General features: G+C 62.3%; 17 protein-coding genes. 16 read left to right on the plus strand and 1 reads right to left on the minus strand.

Features of this window, described 5'->3' with window-relative positions; genetic code table 11:
* Position 1: 1 nt before the first annotated feature.
* The 14 genes from rpoC to B6V74_RS05565 all read left to right on the plus strand — a co-directional run bounded on the left by rpoC (position 2) and on the right by B6V74_RS05565 (position 15191).
* Positions 2-4228 (plus strand): DNA-directed RNA polymerase subunit beta', encoded by a 4227-nt coding sequence (gene rpoC, locus B6V74_RS05500; protein WP_088722239.1) that lies wholly within the window; start codon positions 2-4, stop codon positions 4226-4228.
* A gap of 135 nt (positions 4229-4363) precedes the next feature.
* A complete protein-coding gene (locus B6V74_RS05505; protein ID WP_088722240.1) occupies positions 4364-5074 on the plus strand; it encodes a hypothetical protein in 711 nt (236 codons plus the stop codon).
* 117 nt (positions 5075-5191) lie between these two features.
* Positions 5192-5941, plus strand: a complete 750-nt coding sequence (locus B6V74_RS05510; RefSeq protein ID WP_075773833.1) for a glycosyltransferase family 2 protein — start codon at positions 5192-5194, stop codon at positions 5939-5941.
* A gap of 5 nt (positions 5942-5946) precedes the next feature.
* Complete coding sequence (locus B6V74_RS05515) at positions 5947-6252, plus strand: lipid-A-disaccharide synthase N-terminal domain-containing protein (protein ID WP_075773834.1); 306 nt, start codon at positions 5947-5949, stop codon at positions 6250-6252.
* Entirely contained in the window at positions 6227-7675 is a 1449-nt protein-coding gene (locus B6V74_RS05520) for a glycosyltransferase family 39 protein (protein ID WP_088722241.1), read from the plus strand. The genes B6V74_RS05515 and B6V74_RS05520 overlap by 26 nt, the downstream gene beginning before the upstream one ends.
* Position 7676: 1 nt before the next feature.
* Entirely contained in the window at positions 7677-8405 is a 729-nt protein-coding gene (locus B6V74_RS05525; RefSeq protein WP_168184187.1) for a phosphatase PAP2 family protein, read from the plus strand.
* Positions 8406-8649: 244 nt separating this feature from the next.
* Positions 8650-9021: a 30S ribosomal protein S12 gene (gene rpsL, locus B6V74_RS05530; protein ID WP_038074720.1), complete on the plus strand. Its 372-nt coding sequence runs from the start codon at positions 8650-8652 to the stop codon at positions 9019-9021.
* 12 nt (positions 9022-9033) lie between these two features.
* Positions 9034-9504, plus strand: a complete 471-nt coding sequence (gene rpsG / locus B6V74_RS05535) for a 30S ribosomal protein S7 (RefSeq protein ID WP_075773836.1) — start codon at positions 9034-9036, stop codon at positions 9502-9504.
* A gap of 18 nt (positions 9505-9522) precedes the next feature.
* Entirely contained in the window at positions 9523-11646 is a 2124-nt protein-coding gene (gene fusA / locus B6V74_RS05540; protein ID WP_088719467.1) for an elongation factor G, read from the plus strand.
* 60 nt (positions 11647-11706) lie between these two features.
* Positions 11707-12882, plus strand: a complete 1176-nt coding sequence (gene tuf, locus B6V74_RS05545) for an elongation factor Tu (protein WP_077701325.1) — start codon at positions 11707-11709, stop codon at positions 12880-12882.
* Positions 12883-13095: 213 nt separating this feature from the next.
* The gene (rpsJ, locus tag B6V74_RS05550; RefSeq protein ID WP_036639457.1) at positions 13096-13404 is read left to right on the plus strand and encodes a 30S ribosomal protein S10; all 309 of its coding nucleotides are present in this window, start codon (positions 13096-13098) and stop codon (positions 13402-13404) included.
* Positions 13405-13414: 10 nt separating this feature from the next.
* Positions 13415-14281, plus strand: coding sequence for a 50S ribosomal protein L3 (rplC, locus tag B6V74_RS05555; RefSeq protein WP_075773838.1), 867 nt, complete (start codon positions 13415-13417; stop codon positions 14279-14281).
* Positions 14278-14898, plus strand: a complete 621-nt coding sequence (gene rplD, locus B6V74_RS05560; protein ID WP_075773839.1) for a 50S ribosomal protein L4 — start codon at positions 14278-14280, stop codon at positions 14896-14898. The genes rplC and rplD overlap by 4 nt, the downstream gene beginning before the upstream one ends.
* Positions 14895-15191 carry a 50S ribosomal protein L23 gene (locus B6V74_RS05565; RefSeq protein WP_075773840.1) on the plus strand — a complete coding sequence of 99 codons (297 nt, stop codon included), beginning with the start codon at positions 14895-14897 and terminating at the stop codon, positions 15189-15191. The genes rplD and B6V74_RS05565 overlap by 4 nt, the downstream gene beginning before the upstream one ends.
* A gap of 124 nt (positions 15192-15315) precedes the next feature.
* On the opposite strand, the gene B6V74_RS05570 is transcribed toward B6V74_RS05565, so the two are convergent.
* The gene (locus B6V74_RS05570; RefSeq protein ID WP_088722243.1) at positions 15316-15621 is read right to left on the minus strand and encodes an SH3 domain-containing protein; all 306 of its coding nucleotides are present in this window, start codon (positions 15619-15621) and stop codon (positions 15316-15318) included.
* A 255-nt stretch (positions 15622-15876) separates the two neighbouring features.
* Between B6V74_RS05570 and rplB the strand changes: the two genes are divergently transcribed.
* A complete protein-coding gene (gene rplB, locus B6V74_RS05575) occupies positions 15877-16716 on the plus strand; it encodes a 50S ribosomal protein L2 (protein WP_075773842.1) in 840 nt (279 codons plus the stop codon).
* 3 nt (positions 16717-16719) lie between these two features.
* Positions 16720-16998 (plus strand): 30S ribosomal protein S19, encoded by a 279-nt coding sequence (gene rpsS / locus B6V74_RS05580; protein WP_075773843.1) that lies wholly within the window; start codon positions 16720-16722, stop codon positions 16996-16998.
* Positions 16999-17003 lie beyond the last annotated feature (5 nt).

A 17003-nucleotide genomic window follows, 5' to 3' on the forward strand; every position in this document is an offset into this window, starting at 1 on the left:
GATGAACCAGGAACTGACCCAAAACCCGTTCAACCCGCTCGCGCAGCCGAAGGCGTTTGACGAGATCAAGATCTCGCTCGCCTCGCCGGAGCGGATCCTGAGCTGGTCCTTCGGTGAAATCAAAAAGCCGGAAACCATCAACTACCGTACGTTCAAGCCCGAGCGTGACGGTCTGTTCTGCGCGCGCATCTTTGGCCCGATCAAAGACTACGAATGCCTGTGCGGCAAATATAAGCGCATGAAGTATCGCGGCGTCGTCTGCGAGAAATGCGGCGTCGAAGTCACCCTCCAGAAAGTGCGCCGCGAGCGTATGGGCCACATCGAACTGGCCTCGCCCGTCGCTCACATCTGGTTCCTCAAGTCGCTGCCTTCGCGCATCGGCCTGATGTTGGACATGACGCTGCGCGACCTTGAGCGTATCCTCTACTTCGAAAACTTCGTGGTGATCGAGCCGGGTCTGACCGACCTGCAATACGGTCAGCTGATGTCCGAAGAAGAGTATCTCGACGCGCAGGACACCTACGGCGCGGATGCTTTCACCGCCAATATCGGCGCGGAAGCGATCCGTGAAATGCTCGCTGGCATCGATCTCGAAGCCACGGCCGAGCAGCTCCGCGAGGAGCTGAAGGAAGCCACCGGCGAGCTGAAGCCGAAGAAGATCATCAAGCGTCTGAAGATCGTCGAGTCGTTCCTCGAGTCGGGCAACCGTCCCGAGTGGATGGTGCTGACCGTGCTTCCGGTGATCCCGCCGGAACTACGTCCGCTCGTCCCGCTCGACGGTGGCCGTTTCGCGACCTCGGATCTCAACGATCTCTATCGTCGCGTGATCAACCGGAACAACCGTCTGAAGCGTCTGATCGAACTGCGTGCGCCCGACATCATCGTGCGCAACGAAAAGCGGATGCTGCAGGAATCGGTCGATGCGCTGTTCGACAACGGCCGTCGCGGCCGCGTCATCACGGGCACCAACAAGCGCCCGCTAAAGTCGCTCTCGGACATGCTGAAAGGTAAGCAGGGTCGCTTCCGTCAGAACCTTCTGGGTAAGCGCGTCGACTTCTCGGGTCGTTCGGTCATCGTGACCGGCCCGGAACTCAAGCTGCACCAGTGCGGTCTGCCGAAGAAGATGGCGCTCGAACTTTTCAAGCCCTTCATCTACTCGCGCCTCGAGGCCAAAGGCCTGTCGAGCACCGTGAAGCAGGCGAAGAAGCTGGTCGAGAAAGAGCGTCCCGAAGTGTGGGATATCCTCGACGAGGTCATCCGCGAGCACCCGGTTCTGCTGAACCGTGCGCCGACGCTGCACCGTCTGGGTATCCAGGCGTTCGAACCGATGCTGATCGAAGGCAAGGCGATCCAGCTGCACCCGCTCGTCTGTTCGGCGTTCAACGCTGACTTCGACGGTGACCAGATGGCCGTCCACGTCCCGCTCTCGCTGGAAGCCCAGCTGGAAGCGCGCGTGCTGATGATGTCGACGAACAACGTTCTGTCGCCCGCCAACGGCGCGCCGATCATCGTTCCTTCGCAGGATATGATTCTGGGTCTCTACTACGTGACCATGGAACGCGAAGGCATGAAGGGCGAAGGCATGTCCTTCTCCTCGGTCGAGGAAGTGGAGCACGCGCTCAACTCTGGCGAAGTGCATCTGCACGCCAAGATCACCGCGCGGATCAAGCAGATCGACGAAACAGGTAACGAGGTCTACCAGCGTTTCGAGACCACGCCCGGCCGGGTGCGCCTCGGCGCGCTGCTGCCGCTGAACGCGAAAGCTCCGTTCGAGCTGGTGAACCGTCTTCTGCGTAAGAAAGACGTTCAGAACACGATCGACACCGTCTACCGCTATTGCGGTCAGAAAGAGTCGGTCATCTTCTGTGACCAGATCATGGGCATGGGCTTCAAGGAAGCGTTCAAGGCGGGCATCTCGTTCGGCAAGGACGACATGGTGATCCCGGACAACAAGTGGGACATCGTCGAAACCGTCCGCGACCAGGTCAAGGACTTCGAACAGCAATACATGGACGGTCTGATCACCCAGGGTGAGAAGTACAACAAGGTCGTCGATGCATGGTCGAAGTGTAACGACAAGGTCACCGACGCGATGATGAACACCATCTCGGCGCCGAAATACGACGAGAACGGTGCCGAGCAGGAACCGAACTCGGTCTACATGATGGCCCACTCGGGTGCGCGTGGCTCGGTGACGCAGATGAAGCAGCTGGGCGGCATGCGTGGCCTCATGGCCAAGCCGAACGGCGAGATCATCGAGACGCCGATCATCTCGAACTTCAAGGAAGGTCTGACCGTTCTTGAATACTTCAACTCGACCCACGGCGCCCGTAAGGGTCTGTCGGATACCGCACTGAAGACGGCGAACTCGGGGTACCTGACCCGTCGTCTGGTGGACGTCGCTCAGGACTGCATCGTGCGTACGCATGATTGCGGCACCGACCGCGCGATCACCGCGTCGGCGGCTGTGAACGACGGCGAAGTCGTCGCTCCGATCTCGGAGCGCGTGCTGGGCCGTGTCGCAGCGGATGACGTGACGGTTCCGGGCGAGGACGAAGTGATCGTCCGCGCCGGCGAGCTGATCGACGAGCGCAAGGCCGACCTGATCGAGCAGGCGGGCGTCCAATCCGTCCGTATCCGCTCGGCGCTGACCTGTGAGGCCGAAGAGGGCGTTTGCGCGCTCTGCTATGGTCGCGACCTCGCACGCGGTACGCTGGTGAACCAGGGCGAAGCGGTGGGTATCATCGCCGCGCAGTCCATCGGTGAACCCGGTACGCAGCTGACGATGCGGACCTTCCACCTGGGCGGTGTTGCTCAGGGTGGCTCGCAGTCGTTCCTCGAGGCCAGCCAGGAAGGCAAGATCGAGTTCCGCAACGCCAACATCATCCTCAACGAGATGGACGAGCAGATCGTCATGGGCCGGAACATGCAGATCGTGATCGTGAACGATCAGGGTGACGAGCTTGCCTCGCACAAGATCGGCTACGGCACCAAGGTCTTCGTGAAGGATGGCGAAACGGTCAAGCGCGGCGACAAGCTGATCGAATGGGATCCCTACACCCTGCCGATCATTGCTGAGAAGCCCGGTAAGGTGCGCTTCGTGGACCTCATCTCGGGTATCTCCGTTCGCGAGGATACCGACGATGCGACCGGCATGACCCAGAAGATCGTGTCCGACTGGCGCGCTGCGCCCAAGGGCAACGATCTGAAGCCGGAAGTTCTGATCCTCGGCGAGGATGGCGAACCGGTCCGCAACGAAGCGGGCAACCCGGTGACTTATACCATGTCGGTGGACGCGATCCTCTCGGTGGAAGACGGTCAGGACGTGAAGGCGGGCGACGTCGTTGCGCGTATTCCGCGCGAAGGCGCGAAGACGAAGGACATCACCGGCGGTCTGCCGCGTGTGGCCGAACTCTTCGAGGCACGCCGTCCCAAGGATCACGCGATCATCGCCGAAATCGATGGCTATGTGCGCTTCGGCAAGGACTACAAGAACAAGCGTCGGATCGCGATCGATCCGCGTGACGAGGGTCTGGAGCCGGCAGAGTACATGGTGCCGAAAGGCAAGCACATCCCGGTGCAGGAAGGCGACTTCGTGCAGAAGGGTGACTACATCATGGACGGCAACCCGGCGCCGCACGACATCCTGCGCATCATGGGGATCGAGGCTCTGGCCGACTACCTCATCAACGAGGTGCAGGACGTCTATCGACTGCAGGGCGTGAAGATCAACGACAAGCACATCGAGGTGATCGTTCGCCAGATGCTGCAGAAGATCGAGATCCTCGACTCCGGCGATACGACGCTCCTCAAGGGCGAACATGTCGACAAGGTCGAGTTCGACGAGGAGAACGACAAGGTCGCGGCCCGTGGTGGGCGTCCGGCGCATGGCGAACCCGTGCTGCTCGGCATCACCAAGGCGTCGCTGCAGACCCGGTCGTTCATCTCGGCGGCCTCCTTCCAGGAGACGACCCGCGTCCTCACCGAAGCCTCGGTGCAGGGCAAGCGCGACAAGCTCGTGGGCCTCAAGGAGAACGTCATCGTCGGCCGTCTGATCCCGGCGGGTACCGGTGGCGCGACGACCAAGGTCCGCAAGATCGCGACCGAGCGCGACTCCAAGGTCATCCAGCAGCGTCAGGCCGAGGCGGAAGCCGCGGCAGCGCTGGCGGCTCCGACCGAGGAAGAAGCCGATTTCGGTCCGGTCGAGACGCCCGAAAGCCGCGATTGATCCAACTCCGGTTGGAGACGATATGACACACCCCCGCGCGATCGCTCGCGCGGGGGTTTTTCTTTGCGCGAACCCGATCCGTGGGGCAGTGTAACGTCGAAAGGCGAAAGCCTGTTTGCCGGAGGAGGGACCCCGATGATCCGCTTTGTCACCGCGTTTGCGCTGAGCGCGTTAATCGCGTTGCCTGCTTTCGCAGGAGCCTATCAGGATGCGGAGGCCCAGCTGCGCAAGGCCTATGGGGCCTATCGTGCGGCGCTGTTCCTGTCGAACCAGGGCAAGCAGGCGGAAACCAAGGCCGCGCTCGATCGCTTCGTCGGAGAGTGGCAGACCCTGTCGAACGAATGGACCGCTTCGCCGCCGCCGCAATATGCCGATGACGCGGTTCTCGGCGCGACTTTCGACAAAGTCAGCGAGCTTGCGGCGAAGGCCAAGGAAGAGGTCGCCGCCGGCAAGTTGCCCGAGGCGCATGAGACCCTCGAAGGGGTGCGTGAGAGCATCGGCGATCTGCACCTGCGCAACGGTGTCGTCGGCTTCTCGGACCGGATGAATGCCTATCACGCGGAAATGGAAAAGGTGCTCGCCCGCGATTACGTCGGGATGGGCGGCGAGGGCGCGCGCCAGTTGATCGCGGATGCCTCGCTTCTGAGCTACCTCGCGGCGCAGGTCGTCAAGCATCCGGCGCCGGAGGCCGACGCCGATATGAGCTATCAAAAACTCGTGGACGGCTTCGCGGTCTCCGTCGCGTTTTTCTATGATGCGGCGATGGCGGGCGACATGGAGCGCGCGATGGAGATGCGAAACGCCCTCAAAGCGAGCTACGCGCAGCTTTTCGCGAAATTCGGCTGATCGGCCACAGGGGGGCGGCTGTCCCGGCATGATCCGTTTACAAGACCGGGTCGCAGGTCTAATAGAGCCGCACCTTCGGCGCTACCGTGGCGCAGCGACAAAAGAGTTCTGGCACCCATGCCCGAGATTTCCATCGTCATCCCGGCAAAGAACGAGGCGCCCAACATCGCGGGGCTCCTCGATGAGATCGACGCCGCCTGCGCGCCGGTTTGCGACTACGAGGTGATCGTGGTCGATGACGGCTCGGATGACGGGATGGACCAGATTCTGCGCGAGCGCATGGAGACCCATCCGAACCTGCGTCTGCTGCAGCATTTGAACGCCGCCGGTCAGCGGGCTTCGGGCGGTCAGAGCGCGGGCGTGCATTCGGGCGTTCGGGCCGCGAAGGGCCACATCATCTGCACGCTCGATGGTGACGGTCAGAACCCGCCGTCGGAACTGCCTGCGCTGATGGCGCCGCTGCGCGCCGAGGGCTCCGAGATGATCGGGCTGGTCGCGGGGCAACGCGTCGGGCGGCAGGACACGATGTCGAAGAAGCTGGCGTCCAAGCTCGCGAACAAGATCCGCGGCGCGATCCTCAAGGATGGAACCCGCGACACCGGTTGCGGCCTTAAGGCGTTCCGGCGCGAGGCGTTCCTGGCGCTGCCCTATTTCGACCATATGCATCGCTACCTCCCCGCGCTGTTCTCGCGCGATGGGTGGCAGGTGGCCCATGTCGACGTGGCCCACCGCTCGCGCGGCGGCGGCAGCTCGAATTACAACAATCTGCAGCGCGGTCTTGTCGGCATCGTCGACCTGATGGGCGTTGCGTGGCTTCTCCGTCGGCGCAAGAAAGCGCAGCCCGGAGAAGTGGCGCGCGAGGAGTGACGCCGATGGACTGGCTGATGGATATGCTTCACGTGGAAAGCATAGTCGAGCTGTGGTGGGTCCTGTTCGGCCTGCTTGCGCAGCTGATGTTCACCGGACGGTTTCTCGTCCAGTGGATTGCCTCCGAGCGCAAGGGCGAATCCGTAGTGCCCATTTCGTTCTGGTATTTCTCGGTCGCGGGCGGTGCGATGCTGCTGACCTATGCGCTCTATCGCAGAGACCCGGTTTTCGTTCTCGGCCAGTCGCTCGGGGTGTTCATCTACGGGCGCAATCTGTGGCTGATCTATGCCAAGCGTCGGCGCGAAGCTTGATCGCGGGGCGGATCGGGACGGCTGGTTCCTCCCGACCCTGATCGTCGTCGCCGCAGCCACTGCATTGCGGCTCGTATTCCTGGCGTTCAACAAAACCGATCTCTTCGTCGACGAGGCGCAATACTGGCTTTGGGGCCAGCATCTCGACTTCGGCTATTATTCCAAGCCGCCGCTGATCGGCTGGCTGCTTCGGGCGGTGACCGATCTGGCGGGCTCCGATGCGCCGTTCTGGGTGCGGATGCCGGGCGCCATTCTGCACGGAATCACGGCGCTGGTACTTGGCGCCTTGGGAGCCCGGATCGCATCGCGTCGGGTGGCGATCTGGTCGGCTGCGATCTATGTGACGCTGCCCTTCGTCGCGCTCGGCTCGGTGCTGATCTCGACCGATACGGTGATGGCGCCCTTCTACGCGTTGAGCTTGCTGTTCCTGCACCGCGCGGGCGGTAGCCGCCATTGGTCGGACGCGCTGGCCGCGGGGCTGACGGCAGGGCTGGCCTTCATGGCGAAATACGCTGCAATCTACCTGATGCCCGGTCTGGCGCTGGCTGCACTTGTCGCGCCGGCATGGCGGATCGGCTGGCGCAATACGGTGATTGCGGCGCTGGCGTTCGGGCTCGTGATCGCGCCGAACGTGGTCTGGAACCTCACCCATGGCCTGACCACGGTCTCGCATACGATGGACAATGTTGGCTGGGTCCGCGAAGGGGCCGAGCTGAATTTCAGCTCGATGCTCGAGTTCGTCGCCTCGCAATTCGCCGTCTTCGGGCCGGTGACGATGGTGGCATTGCTGATCGGCTATGCGTGTTGGGGCGACCCGGCGAAGCGCGGGCTGGCGATGCTCTCGGTGCCGCCGCTGGTCGCGGTGACGCTCGAGGCGCTCTTGGACCGGGCCTATGCCAATTGGGCGGTTGCCGCCTATTTCGCCGGAACCGTTCTGGCGGCGATGGTTCTGCGCGACATCTGGCGCTGGATTGCGATCCTGATCAACGGTCTGATCGCGCTGTCGATCCCGCTGCTGACCGTCCTCGCACCCTATCCGCAAAAAGACGGCGCGCCGCTCCTGAAGCGGTGGTTGGGGCAGGCCGATCTGAGCCGCCAGATCCTGACGCTCGCGAAAGAGGCCGATGTTCCGGTGTATGCCAGCAATCGCGCAATCCTAGCCGATCTGTTCTATACGGGTCAGGGCGCGGGCGTGACCGTCTACGCACCGAGGCCCGTCGTGCGGGCCGACAGCTACTACGAGCAGATGTGGCCCTTGCCACAGGACTACAAAGGTCGCCTACTTCTGATCGCCAACAGCCCGCCCGATTGCGGCAGCGGCCCGGTCTCGCCGGCGGCGCAGCTCGACGCGACGGGGACTTGGGCCGATAAGGGGTATGCGGCTTATCTGGTGGAGGCGCGCTGTGTCCGTTCCGAAAATTGATATGAGCTTTGCGGTCCGGCTGCTGCTGGCGGCGTGGATCGGAGGCTTCCTGCTGTTCCGCCTGGTGCCGGAACTCGATCTGGGCACCGCCGGGCTGTTCTACCGGGCAGGGGAGGGGTTCACGGTCATCACCAACCCGCTCTGGGAATGGCTACGCCAGCGGATCTGGGATATCTCCATCGTGCTGTTCGTCGTCTCGCTCGTGGCGTGGCCATGGGCGGGGTTGCGCCATCGCACGGTGCTGCGTTTGCCTGCGCGGATCTGGGCCTTCATCTGCCTTCTCTATCTGCTTGGTCCGATCGTGGTCGTGAACGGCGTGCTGAAGGCGAATTCCGGGCGAGCGCGACCTGCGAATGTTGATCTCTTCGGCGGCGCGCATCACTTCAGCCTGCCGGGCACCTTCACCGATCAATGCTCGCGGAACTGCTCGTTCGTGTCGGGCGAGGTCGCGGCGGCAGTTGCGCTGGGGCTGCTAATATGGCTCGGCGCAGAGCTGCGGCGGGCGCACCTGCCACGCTGGGGCGTGCTCTATTTGCGCGCAGTCGGCGTCTTCGTCGCGGTCTTCATCATCGTGCAGCGGATCGGCACCGGACGGCACTTTCTGTCCGACACCTATTTCGCCGGATTGGTAAGCCTTACGGTGGCCTGGCTGCTCTGGGGAATCCTCTTCGCAGGGTGGGGCGCGCGGCTTGTGGCGCAAGTGCGCGGCGAGGCCCGGCGCGAGAGTTGACAACCCAGACGACTCCCCCTATACGCCGCGCTACCTGACGGGTGAAGTCTGCCCGAAGGGTCGCCGATTTCTAGTGGTCATGATCCGGGCCTTCGCCCCGATCCTCTGGAATTCAACGCATTCGCCGCGGTCCTCGGGCCGGGGAGGAATGCGATTTGGCGTTTTCGCGAATCCGCGCGGAAACGCGTCGAGAAGTGGCGCCTCCGGAAACGGGGCGAGTATTGACAGCAGAACGGGGAACCGAATGCCGACGATCCAACAGCTGATCCGCAAACCGCGGCAGCCCAAGGTGAAGCGCTCTAAGTCGCAGCACCTCCAAGAATGCCCGCAAAAGCGTGGCGTGTGCACGCGCGTCTACACCACGACGCCGAAGAAACCGAACTCCGCTATGCGTAAGGTCGCCAAGGTGCGCCTGACGAATGGCTTCGAGGTCATCTCCTACATCCCGGGCGAGAAGCACAACCTCCAGGAGCACTCCGTTGTGCTCATTCGTGGCGGCCGTGTGAAAGACCTTCCGGGCGTTCGTTACCACATCCTGCGCGGTGTGCTCGATACGCAAGGTGTTAAAGACCGTCGTCAACGCCGTTCGAAATACGGCGCGAAGCGTCCGAAGTAAGGAGATCTCGAGATGTCTCGTCGTCACGCCGCTGAGAAGCGCGAAGTCCTGCCCGACGCCAAATATGGCGATCGCGTGCTGACCAAATTCATGAACAACCTGATGATCGACGGCAAGAAGTCCGCCGCCGAGAAAATCGTGTACAACGCGCTCAACCGCGTTGAGGGCAAGCTCAAGCGTGAGCCCATCGAGGTGTTCCACGAAGCCCTCGACAACGTGAAGCCTTCGGTCGAAGTGCGTTCGCGTCGTGTGGGTGGTGCCACCTATCAGGTTCCGGTCGAGGTGCGCCCGACCCGCCGCGAAGCGCTGGCCATCCGCTGGCTCATCGCTGCCGCCAAGTCCCGCAACGAGAACACCATGGAAGAGCGCCTCGCCGGCGAACTCCTCGATGCCGTGAACTCGCGTGGTTCCGCGGTCAAGAAGCGCGAAGACACCCACAAGATGGCCGACGCGAACAAAGCGTTCAGCCATTATCGCTGGTAATAACGGAAGGACGCCACCATGGCTCGCGAATATCCCCTAAAGCGTTATCGCAACTTCGGGATCATGGCGCATATCGACGCTGGTAAAACCACGACGACCGAGCGCATCCTGTTCTACACCGGCAAGTCGCACAAGATCGGCGAAGTGCACGACGGTGCTGCTACCATGGACTGGATGGAGCAAGAGGCCGAGCGCGGCATCACCATCACCTCGGCAGCTACCACGACTTTCTGGCAGTGGCAGGAAGATCCGACCGCCGAAGGTACGGATGATACCAAGTTCCGTATGAACATCATCGACACCCCCGGCCACGTCGACTTCACCATCGAGGTGGAGCGTTCGCTGGCCGTGCTCGACGGCGCTGTCGCGCTGCTCGACGGGAACGCCGGTGTTGAGCCGCAGACCGAGACCGTGTGGCGTCAGGCTGACCGCTACAAGGTTCCGCGCCTCGTCTTCGTCAACAAGATGGACAAGATCGGCGCGGACTTCTTCAACTGCGTGAAGATGATCAAGGACCGCACCGGTGCGACTCCGGTTCCGGTGAACTTCCCGATCGGTGCCGAAGATCAACTCGAAGGCATCGTCGACCTGGTCACCATGGAAGAGTGGGTCTGGAAAGGCGAAGATCTGGGCGCTGCCTGGGTGCGTCAGCCGATCCGTGACGAGCTGAAGGCGACCGCGGACGAATGGCGTTCGCACCTCATCGAGAACGCCGTCGAGCAAGACGACGACGCGATGATGGCCTATCTCGAAGGCGAAGAGCCCGATATCCCGACGCTGCGCAACCTGATCCGCAAGGGCACGCTGTCGCTGTCCTTCGTTCCGGTTCTCGGTGGTTCGGCCTTCAAGAACAAGGGTGTCCAGCCGCTGCTCAACGCCGTGGTCGACTTCCTGCCCTCGCCGCTCGACGTGCCCGCCTACATGGGCTTCTCGCCGGACGACGAGACGGAAACCCGCAACATCGCACGTCATGCCTCGGACGAAGAGCCCCTGTCGGGTCTCGCGTTCAAGATCATGAACGACCCCTTCGTGGGTTCGCTCACCTTCACGCGCCTCTACTCGGGCACGCTGAAGAAGGGCGACTCGATCCTGAACTCGACCAAAGGTCGTAAAGAGCGCATCGGTCGTATGATGATGATGCACTCGAACAACCGGACCGAGATCGAAGAAGCCTATGCGGGCGACATCATCGCGCTGGCCGGTCTCAAAGAGACCACCACCGGTGACACGCTGTGCGACCCGAACAACCAGGTCGTTCTCGAAACGATGACCTTCCCCGATCCGGTGATCGAGATCGCCGTGGAGCCGAAGTCGAAAGCCGACCAGGAAAAGATGGGCCTCGCCCTTCAGCGCCTGGCAGCCGAAGACCCGTCCTTCCGCGTCGAAACCGACCTCGAGTCGGGCCAGACCATCATGAAGGGCATGGGCGAACTTCACCTCGACATCCTGGTCGACCGCATGAAGCGCGAGTTCAAGGTCGAGGCGAATATCGGTGCGCCGCAGGTGGCCTATCGCGAGACGATCAGCCACGCGACCGAGATCGACTACACGCACAAGAAGCAGACCGGCGGTACCGGTCAGTTCGCGCGCGTCAAGCTCGAGATCTCGCCGACCGAGCCGGGCGAAGGTTATTCGTTCGAGAGCCGCATCGTTGGTGGTGCTGTTCCGAAGGAATACATCCCGGGCGTCGAAAAGGGCATCAAGTCGGTCATGGACTCCGGTCCGCTGGCAGGCTTCCCGGTGATCGACTTCAAGGTTGCGCTGGTTGACGGTGCATTCCACGACGTCGACTCCTCGGTGCTCGCCTTCGAAATCGCGTCGCGGGCCGCGATGCGTGAAGGTCTGCGCAAGGCTGGCGCGAAGCTGCTCGAGCCGATGATGAAAGTCGAAGTGGTGACCCCGGAAGAATATACCGGTGGCATCATTGGCGACCTGACCTCGCGTCGGGGCCAGGTGCAAGGTCAGGACACCCGCGGCAACGCGGTCGTCGTGAACGCCTTCGTGCCGCTCGCCAACATGTTCGGCTACATCAACAACCTGCGTTCGATGTCCTCGGGCCGTGCGGTCTTCACGATGCTCTTCAGCCATTACGAAGCCGTGCCGCAGAACATCTCGGACGAGATTCAGAAGAAATACGCGTAAGGGACGCGCGCCGGGGAGACCCGGCGCCTTTCCCACCCAACGCACTGACAGGAGGCCATCATGGCAAAGGAAAAGTTTGAACGTAACAAACCGCACGTCAACATCGGCACGATTGGCCACGTTGACCACGGCAAGACGACGCTGACGGCTGCGATCACGAAGTATTTCGGTGATTTCCGCGCGTATGACCAGATCGACGGCGCGCCGGAAGAGAAAGCCCGCGGCATCACGATCTCGACCGCGCACGTGGAGTACGAGACCGAGTCGCGTCACTACGCGCACGTCGACTGCCCCGGCCACGCCGACTACGTGAAGAACATGATCACGGGTGCCGCGCAGATGGACGGCGCGATCCTGGTCGTGAACGCAGCTGACGGCCCGATGCCGCAGACGCGCGAGCACATCCTGCTCGGCCGTCAGGTCGGCATCCCGGCGATGGTCGTGTACCTGAACAAGGTTGACCAGGTCGACGACGAGGAGCTGCTCGAGCTCGTGGAAATGGAAGTTCGTGAACTTCTGTCGTCCTACGACTTCCCCGGCGACGATATCCCGATCATCAAGGGTTCGGCTCTGGCCGCGATGGAAGGCCGTGATCCGGAAATCGGCGAGAACTCGATCCGTGCTCTGATGGAAGCTGTCGACAGCTACATCCCGACGCCGGAGCGCGCCGTGGACCAGCCCTTCCTGATGCCGATCGAAGACGTGTTCTCGATCTCGGGTCGTGGTACGGTTGTGACCGGCCGCGTCGAGCGTGGCGTGATCAACGTCGGCGACGAGCTGGAAATCGTGGGCATCCGCGACACCTCGAAGACGACCTGCACGGGCGTCGAGATGTTCCGCAAGCTGCTGGACCGTGGTGAAGCTGGCGACAACATCGGCGCGCTGCTGCGCGGCATCGACCGTGACGGCGTCGAGCGTGGTCAGGTTCTGTGCAAGCCGGGTTCGGTGAAGCCGCACACGAAGTTCGAAGCTGAAGCCTACATCCTCACCAAAGAGGAAGGTGGCCGTCACACCCCGTTCTTCGCGAACTACCGTCCGCAGTTCTACTTCCGCACGACGGACGTGACCGGCACCGTGACGCTGCCCGAGGGCACCGAGATGGTGATGCCGGGCGACAACCTGAAGTTCGAAGTCGAACTGATCGCTCCGATCGCGATGGAAGACGGTCTGCGCTTCGCAATCCGCGAAGGCGGCCGCACCGTCGGCGCCGGCGTGGTGTCGAAAATCATCGAGTGATCGGTGATTTCGGGGCCCTCTCCGGGGCCCCGAAAACGACAGTTGGAAAGAATCTGAATGGTGCGCCGAAAGGCGCGCCATTCGCTCTTGACAGACTCAGGGTGACGCCATAGAGGACGCGCCTGATCTGCCAAGATTTATAGGTTCGATGCAGGCGCTACATTCGGTGCCGTCTGCCTCTCAACCTTCACGCCATGCGAAGAGGCATGACATATGACCGGCCAAAATATCCGCATCCGGCTCAAGGCGTTCGATTACCGCGTGCTGGACGCCAGCACCCAGGAAATCGTGAACACCGCGAAGCGCACGGGTGCCCAGGTTCGCGGGCCCATCCCGCTCCCGAACAAGATCGAGAAATTCACGGTTCTGCGTGGTCCGCACATCGACAAGAAGTCGCGCGACCAGTGGGAAATCCGGACGCATAAGCGTCTTCTCGACATCGTCGATCCGACCCCCCAGACCGTGGACGCGCTGATGAAGCTCGACCTCGCAGCGGGCGTCGACGTCGAGATCAAGGTGTAAGGAGGGCATTATGCTGCGGACTGGTGTTATCGCCAAGAAGCTGGGCATGACCCGGCTCTTCCTTGAGGACGGCAAGCAGGTTCCTGTGACCGTTCTCCAACTCGACAAGCTTCAGGTGGTGGCTCAGCGCACTTCCGAGACCGACGGCTACACGGCCGTTCAGCTCGGCGCTGGTGAAGCCAAGGCCAAGCGTACGACCGCCGCCCTGCGTGGTCACTTCGCGAAAGCCAATGTCGCCCCGAAGCGCAAGGTCGCGGAATTCCGCGTCGCTGAAGAAAACCTGATCGAAGTGGGCGAGGAAATCACCGCGAACCACTATTTCGAAGGTCAGTTCGTCGATATCGCGGGCACCTCGATCGGTAAGGGTTTCGCCGGTGCGATGAAGCGTCACAACTTCGGCGGTCTGCGCGCCACGCACGGCGTGTCGATCTCGCACCGCTCGCACGGTTCGACCGGTCAGTGTCAGGACCCGGGTAAAGTGTTCAAGGGCAAGAAGATGGCCGGTCACCTCGGTGCCGTCCGTGTCACGACCCAGAACCTTCAGGTCGTCAAGACCGATGCCGACCGTGGCCTGATCATGGTCAAGGGTTCGGTTCCGGGCGCCAAAGGTGGCTGGGTGACGGTCAAGGATGCGGTCAAGAAACCGCTTTCCGAGAACATCATCTACCCCGCCGCGCTGAAGTCGGCTGCCGAAGCCGCTGCGAAAGCTGCCGAAGAAGCCGCTGCCGCCGCTGCCGCCGAGGCCGAAGCCGAAGCTCAGCGTCTCGCCGAGGAGCAGGCCGCTCAGGAAGCTGCCGCGCTGAAGGAAGCCGAAGCGTCGATCGAAGCCGATAAAGGCGAAGACGGCGGCGAAGCGCCCGAAGGAGACAAAGAATGAAACTCGATGTGATCAAGCTCGACGCCGGCAAGGCCGGTTCGATCGACCTCGCCGACGAGATCTTCGGGCTCGAGCCGCGTGCGGACATCCTGCATCGCGTCGTGCGCTGGCAGCGCGCGAAGGCTCAGCAGGGCACCCACTCGGTTCTCACCCGCTCGGAGGTCAGCTACTCGACCAAGAAGATCTACCGTCAGAAGGGCACCGGTGGCGCACGTCACGGTTCCCGCAAGGCGCCGATCTTCCGCAAGGGTGGTGTCTACAAGGGTCCGACCCCGCGCAGCCACGCTCATGACCTGCCCAAGAAGTTCCGGGCTCTAGGTCTGAAGCACGCGCTGTCGTCGAAAGCCGCCGCTGGCAAACTGATCGTCCTGGAGGACGCGCAGCTCGCCGAAGCCAAGACCAAGCTGCTGGCGAAAGCCGCCAAGGAGCTGGGCTGGAAGAAGGTGCTGGTGATCGACGGGGCCGAGGTGAACGAGAACTTCGCCCAAGCCGCGCGCAACATCGACGGCATCGATGTGCTGCCTTCGATGGGCGCCAACGTGTATGACATCCTCAAGCGTGACACGCTCGTGCTCACGAAGGCGGGTGTCGAAGCTCTGGAGGCTCGTCTGAAATGAGCGCGAAACCCGAACATTACGACGTGATCGTCAAGCCGGTCATCACCGAGAAGGCCACCATGGCCTCGGAGAACGGCGCTGTTGTTTTCGAAGTGGCGAAAGACGCTTCGAAGCCGCAGATCAAAGAAGCTGTCGAGACTCTCTTCGGCGTCAAGGTGAAGGCGGTCAACACCACCATCACCAAGGGCAAGACCAAGCGCTTCCGGGGCACCCCCGGCCGTCGCTCGGACTTCAAGAAAGCCTACGTGACGCTGGAAGAAGGCAACACGATCGACGTCACCACCGGCCTGTAATCCGGTACGACCGAGACATTGGAAAGGCCCTCGTGATCGCGGGGGCCTTTTCGTTTGCGGAGTTGGATTAGGGGCTTGTCTCTCATGGGGCGCCCGGGTGGCCAGCCCGGGCAGCGCACACCACTCACTTCTCCCGCAAGTAGCTCTCCGAGACATAGCCGCGCAGGTTGCGCGCGACGTCGAGCGAGACGTTGCACCAGCGGGTATTGCCGCTGCGCTCGCAGCTGCGCACATGGACGATTGCGCCGTTGGGAAGCCCCAGGATTACCTTGTAGCCGGTGCCGGGGCCTGCGCGCAGTTTCAGCATGTCCTGGCCCTTCACGCCTGCGACCTCGTAGGTTCCGCGCCAAGCGTCGGCGAGGGTGGGGGTGGCGAGGGTGGCTGCCGCGCAGAGCGTAGCGGCGAGCAGAATTGCTCGGGTTGGACGCATCGATTTTCTCCTGTTATGTCGTCTGCCTCGGGGCCATTTTGCCTGCCCGGACCGCGAAGCGCCAGTTGCTTGGGCCATCGCGTGTAAAAACAGGCCAAGGCTATAGACTCACCCCCATAAGCCTGCTACATCGCGCCAGTCTCGCGGCCTCGGATTCGTTCCGGGGCCCGTGATTTTTGAATTCGGGGACCTTCGGGGCCCTATACACACAGACAGGCGAGGCAACTCGCCGCAAACCAACGGAAGACAGAAAGCATGGCACTCAAGTCGTATAAGCCGACGACGCCGGGCCAGCGTGGGCTGGTTCTGATCGACCGTTCGGAGCTTTGGAAAGGCCGTCCGGTCAAAGCCCTCACTGAGGGTTTGACCAAGTCGGGTGGCCGGAACAACACCGGGCGGATCACGATGTGGCACAAGGGTGGTGGCGCGAAGCGTCTCTACCGCATCGTCGATTTCAAGCGTCGCAAGTTCGATGTTCATGGCACCGTCGAGCGGATCGAATACGATCCGAACCGGACCGCCTTCATCGCGCTGATCAACTATGAAGATGGTGAGCAGGCCTACATCCTCGCACCCCAGCGTCTCGCTGTTGGTGACAAGGTCGTTTCGGGCTCGCGTCACGACGTTAAGCCGGGCAACGCGATGCCGTTCTCGGGCATGCCGATCGGTACCATCGTCCACAACGTCGAACTGAAGCCCGGCAAGGGTGGCCAGATCGCACGCGCCGCGGGCACCTACGCCCAGTTCGTCGGTCGTGACGGCGGCTACGCTCAGCTGCGTCTTTCGTCGGGCGAACTGCGCCTCGTGCGTCAGGAATGCATGGCGACCATCGGTGCCGTGTCGAACGCCGACCACTCGAACCAGAACCTCGGTAAAGCCGGTCGTAAGCGCCACATGGGTGTTCGTCCGACCGTCCGCGGTGTCGCGATGAACCCGATCGACCACCCGCACGGTGGTGGTGAAGGCCGCACCTCGGGTGGCCGTCATCCGGTTACGCCGTGGGGCAAGCCCACCAAGGGCAAGCGCACGCGCGTCAACAAGAAGACGGACCAGTACATCCTGCGTTCGCGTCACGCGAAGAAGAAGGGTCGCTAACATATGTCTCGTTCTGTTTGGAAAGGCCCCTTCGTTGATGCCTACCTGCTGAAAAAAGCAGAGAAGGCTCGCGAGTCGGGCAAAGGCGACGTCATCAAGATCTGGTCGCGTCGCTCCACCATCCTGCCGCAATTCGTCGGCCTCACCTTTGGGGTCTACAACGGTCAGAAACACATCCCGGTCAACGTCACCGAGGAAATGATCGGCCAGAAGTTCGGTGAATATTCGCCGACCCGCACCTATTACGGGCATGCGGCCGATAAAAAAGCCAAGAGGAAGTAATCGTC

It is taken from the genome of Thioclava sp. F42-5 (assembly GCF_002213195.1).
In the GTDB taxonomy this organism is placed as follows: Bacteria; Pseudomonadota; Alphaproteobacteria; order Rhodobacterales; family Rhodobacteraceae; genus Thioclava; species Thioclava nitratireducens.

Excerpts from the sequence above, each read along its gene's own strand:
- rpoC (WP_088722239.1), top strand. The coding sequence starts at position 2 with ATGAACCAGGAACTGACCCAAAACCCGTTCAACCCGCTCGCGCAGCCG.
- B6V74_RS05505 (WP_088722240.1), top strand. The coding sequence starts at position 4,364 with ATGATCCGCTTTGTCACCGCGTTTGCGCTGAGCGCGTTAATCGCGTTG.
- B6V74_RS05510 (WP_075773833.1), top strand. The coding sequence starts at position 5,192 with ATGCCCGAGATTTCCATCGTCATCCCGGCAAAGAACGAGGCGCCCAAC.
- B6V74_RS05515 (WP_075773834.1), top strand. The coding sequence starts at position 5,947 with ATGGACTGGCTGATGGATATGCTTCACGTGGAAAGCATAGTCGAGCTG.
- B6V74_RS05520 (WP_088722241.1), top strand. The coding sequence starts at position 6,227 with ATGCCAAGCGTCGGCGCGAAGCTTGATCGCGGGGCGGATCGGGACGGC.
- B6V74_RS05525 (WP_168184187.1), top strand. The coding sequence starts at position 7,677 with ATGAGCTTTGCGGTCCGGCTGCTGCTGGCGGCGTGGATCGGAGGCTTC.
- rpsL (WP_038074720.1), top strand. The coding sequence starts at position 8,650 with ATGCCGACGATCCAACAGCTGATCCGCAAACCGCGGCAGCCCAAGGTG.
- rpsG (WP_075773836.1), top strand. The coding sequence starts at position 9,034 with ATGTCTCGTCGTCACGCCGCTGAGAAGCGCGAAGTCCTGCCCGACGCC.
- fusA (WP_088719467.1), top strand. The coding sequence starts at position 9,523 with ATGGCTCGCGAATATCCCCTAAAGCGTTATCGCAACTTCGGGATCATG.
- tuf (WP_077701325.1), top strand. The coding sequence starts at position 11,707 with ATGGCAAAGGAAAAGTTTGAACGTAACAAACCGCACGTCAACATCGGC.
- rpsJ (WP_036639457.1), top strand. The coding sequence starts at position 13,096 with ATGACCGGCCAAAATATCCGCATCCGGCTCAAGGCGTTCGATTACCGC.
- rplC (WP_075773838.1), top strand. The coding sequence starts at position 13,415 with ATGCTGCGGACTGGTGTTATCGCCAAGAAGCTGGGCATGACCCGGCTC.
- rplD (WP_075773839.1), top strand. The coding sequence starts at position 14,278 with ATGAAACTCGATGTGATCAAGCTCGACGCCGGCAAGGCCGGTTCGATC.
- B6V74_RS05565 (WP_075773840.1), top strand. The coding sequence starts at position 14,895 with ATGAGCGCGAAACCCGAACATTACGACGTGATCGTCAAGCCGGTCATC.
- B6V74_RS05570 (WP_088722243.1), bottom strand. The coding sequence starts at position 15,621 with ATGCGTCCAACCCGAGCAATTCTGCTCGCCGCTACGCTCTGCGCGGCA.
- rplB (WP_075773842.1), top strand. The coding sequence starts at position 15,877 with ATGGCACTCAAGTCGTATAAGCCGACGACGCCGGGCCAGCGTGGGCTG.
- rpsS (WP_075773843.1), top strand. The coding sequence starts at position 16,720 with ATGTCTCGTTCTGTTTGGAAAGGCCCCTTCGTTGATGCCTACCTGCTG.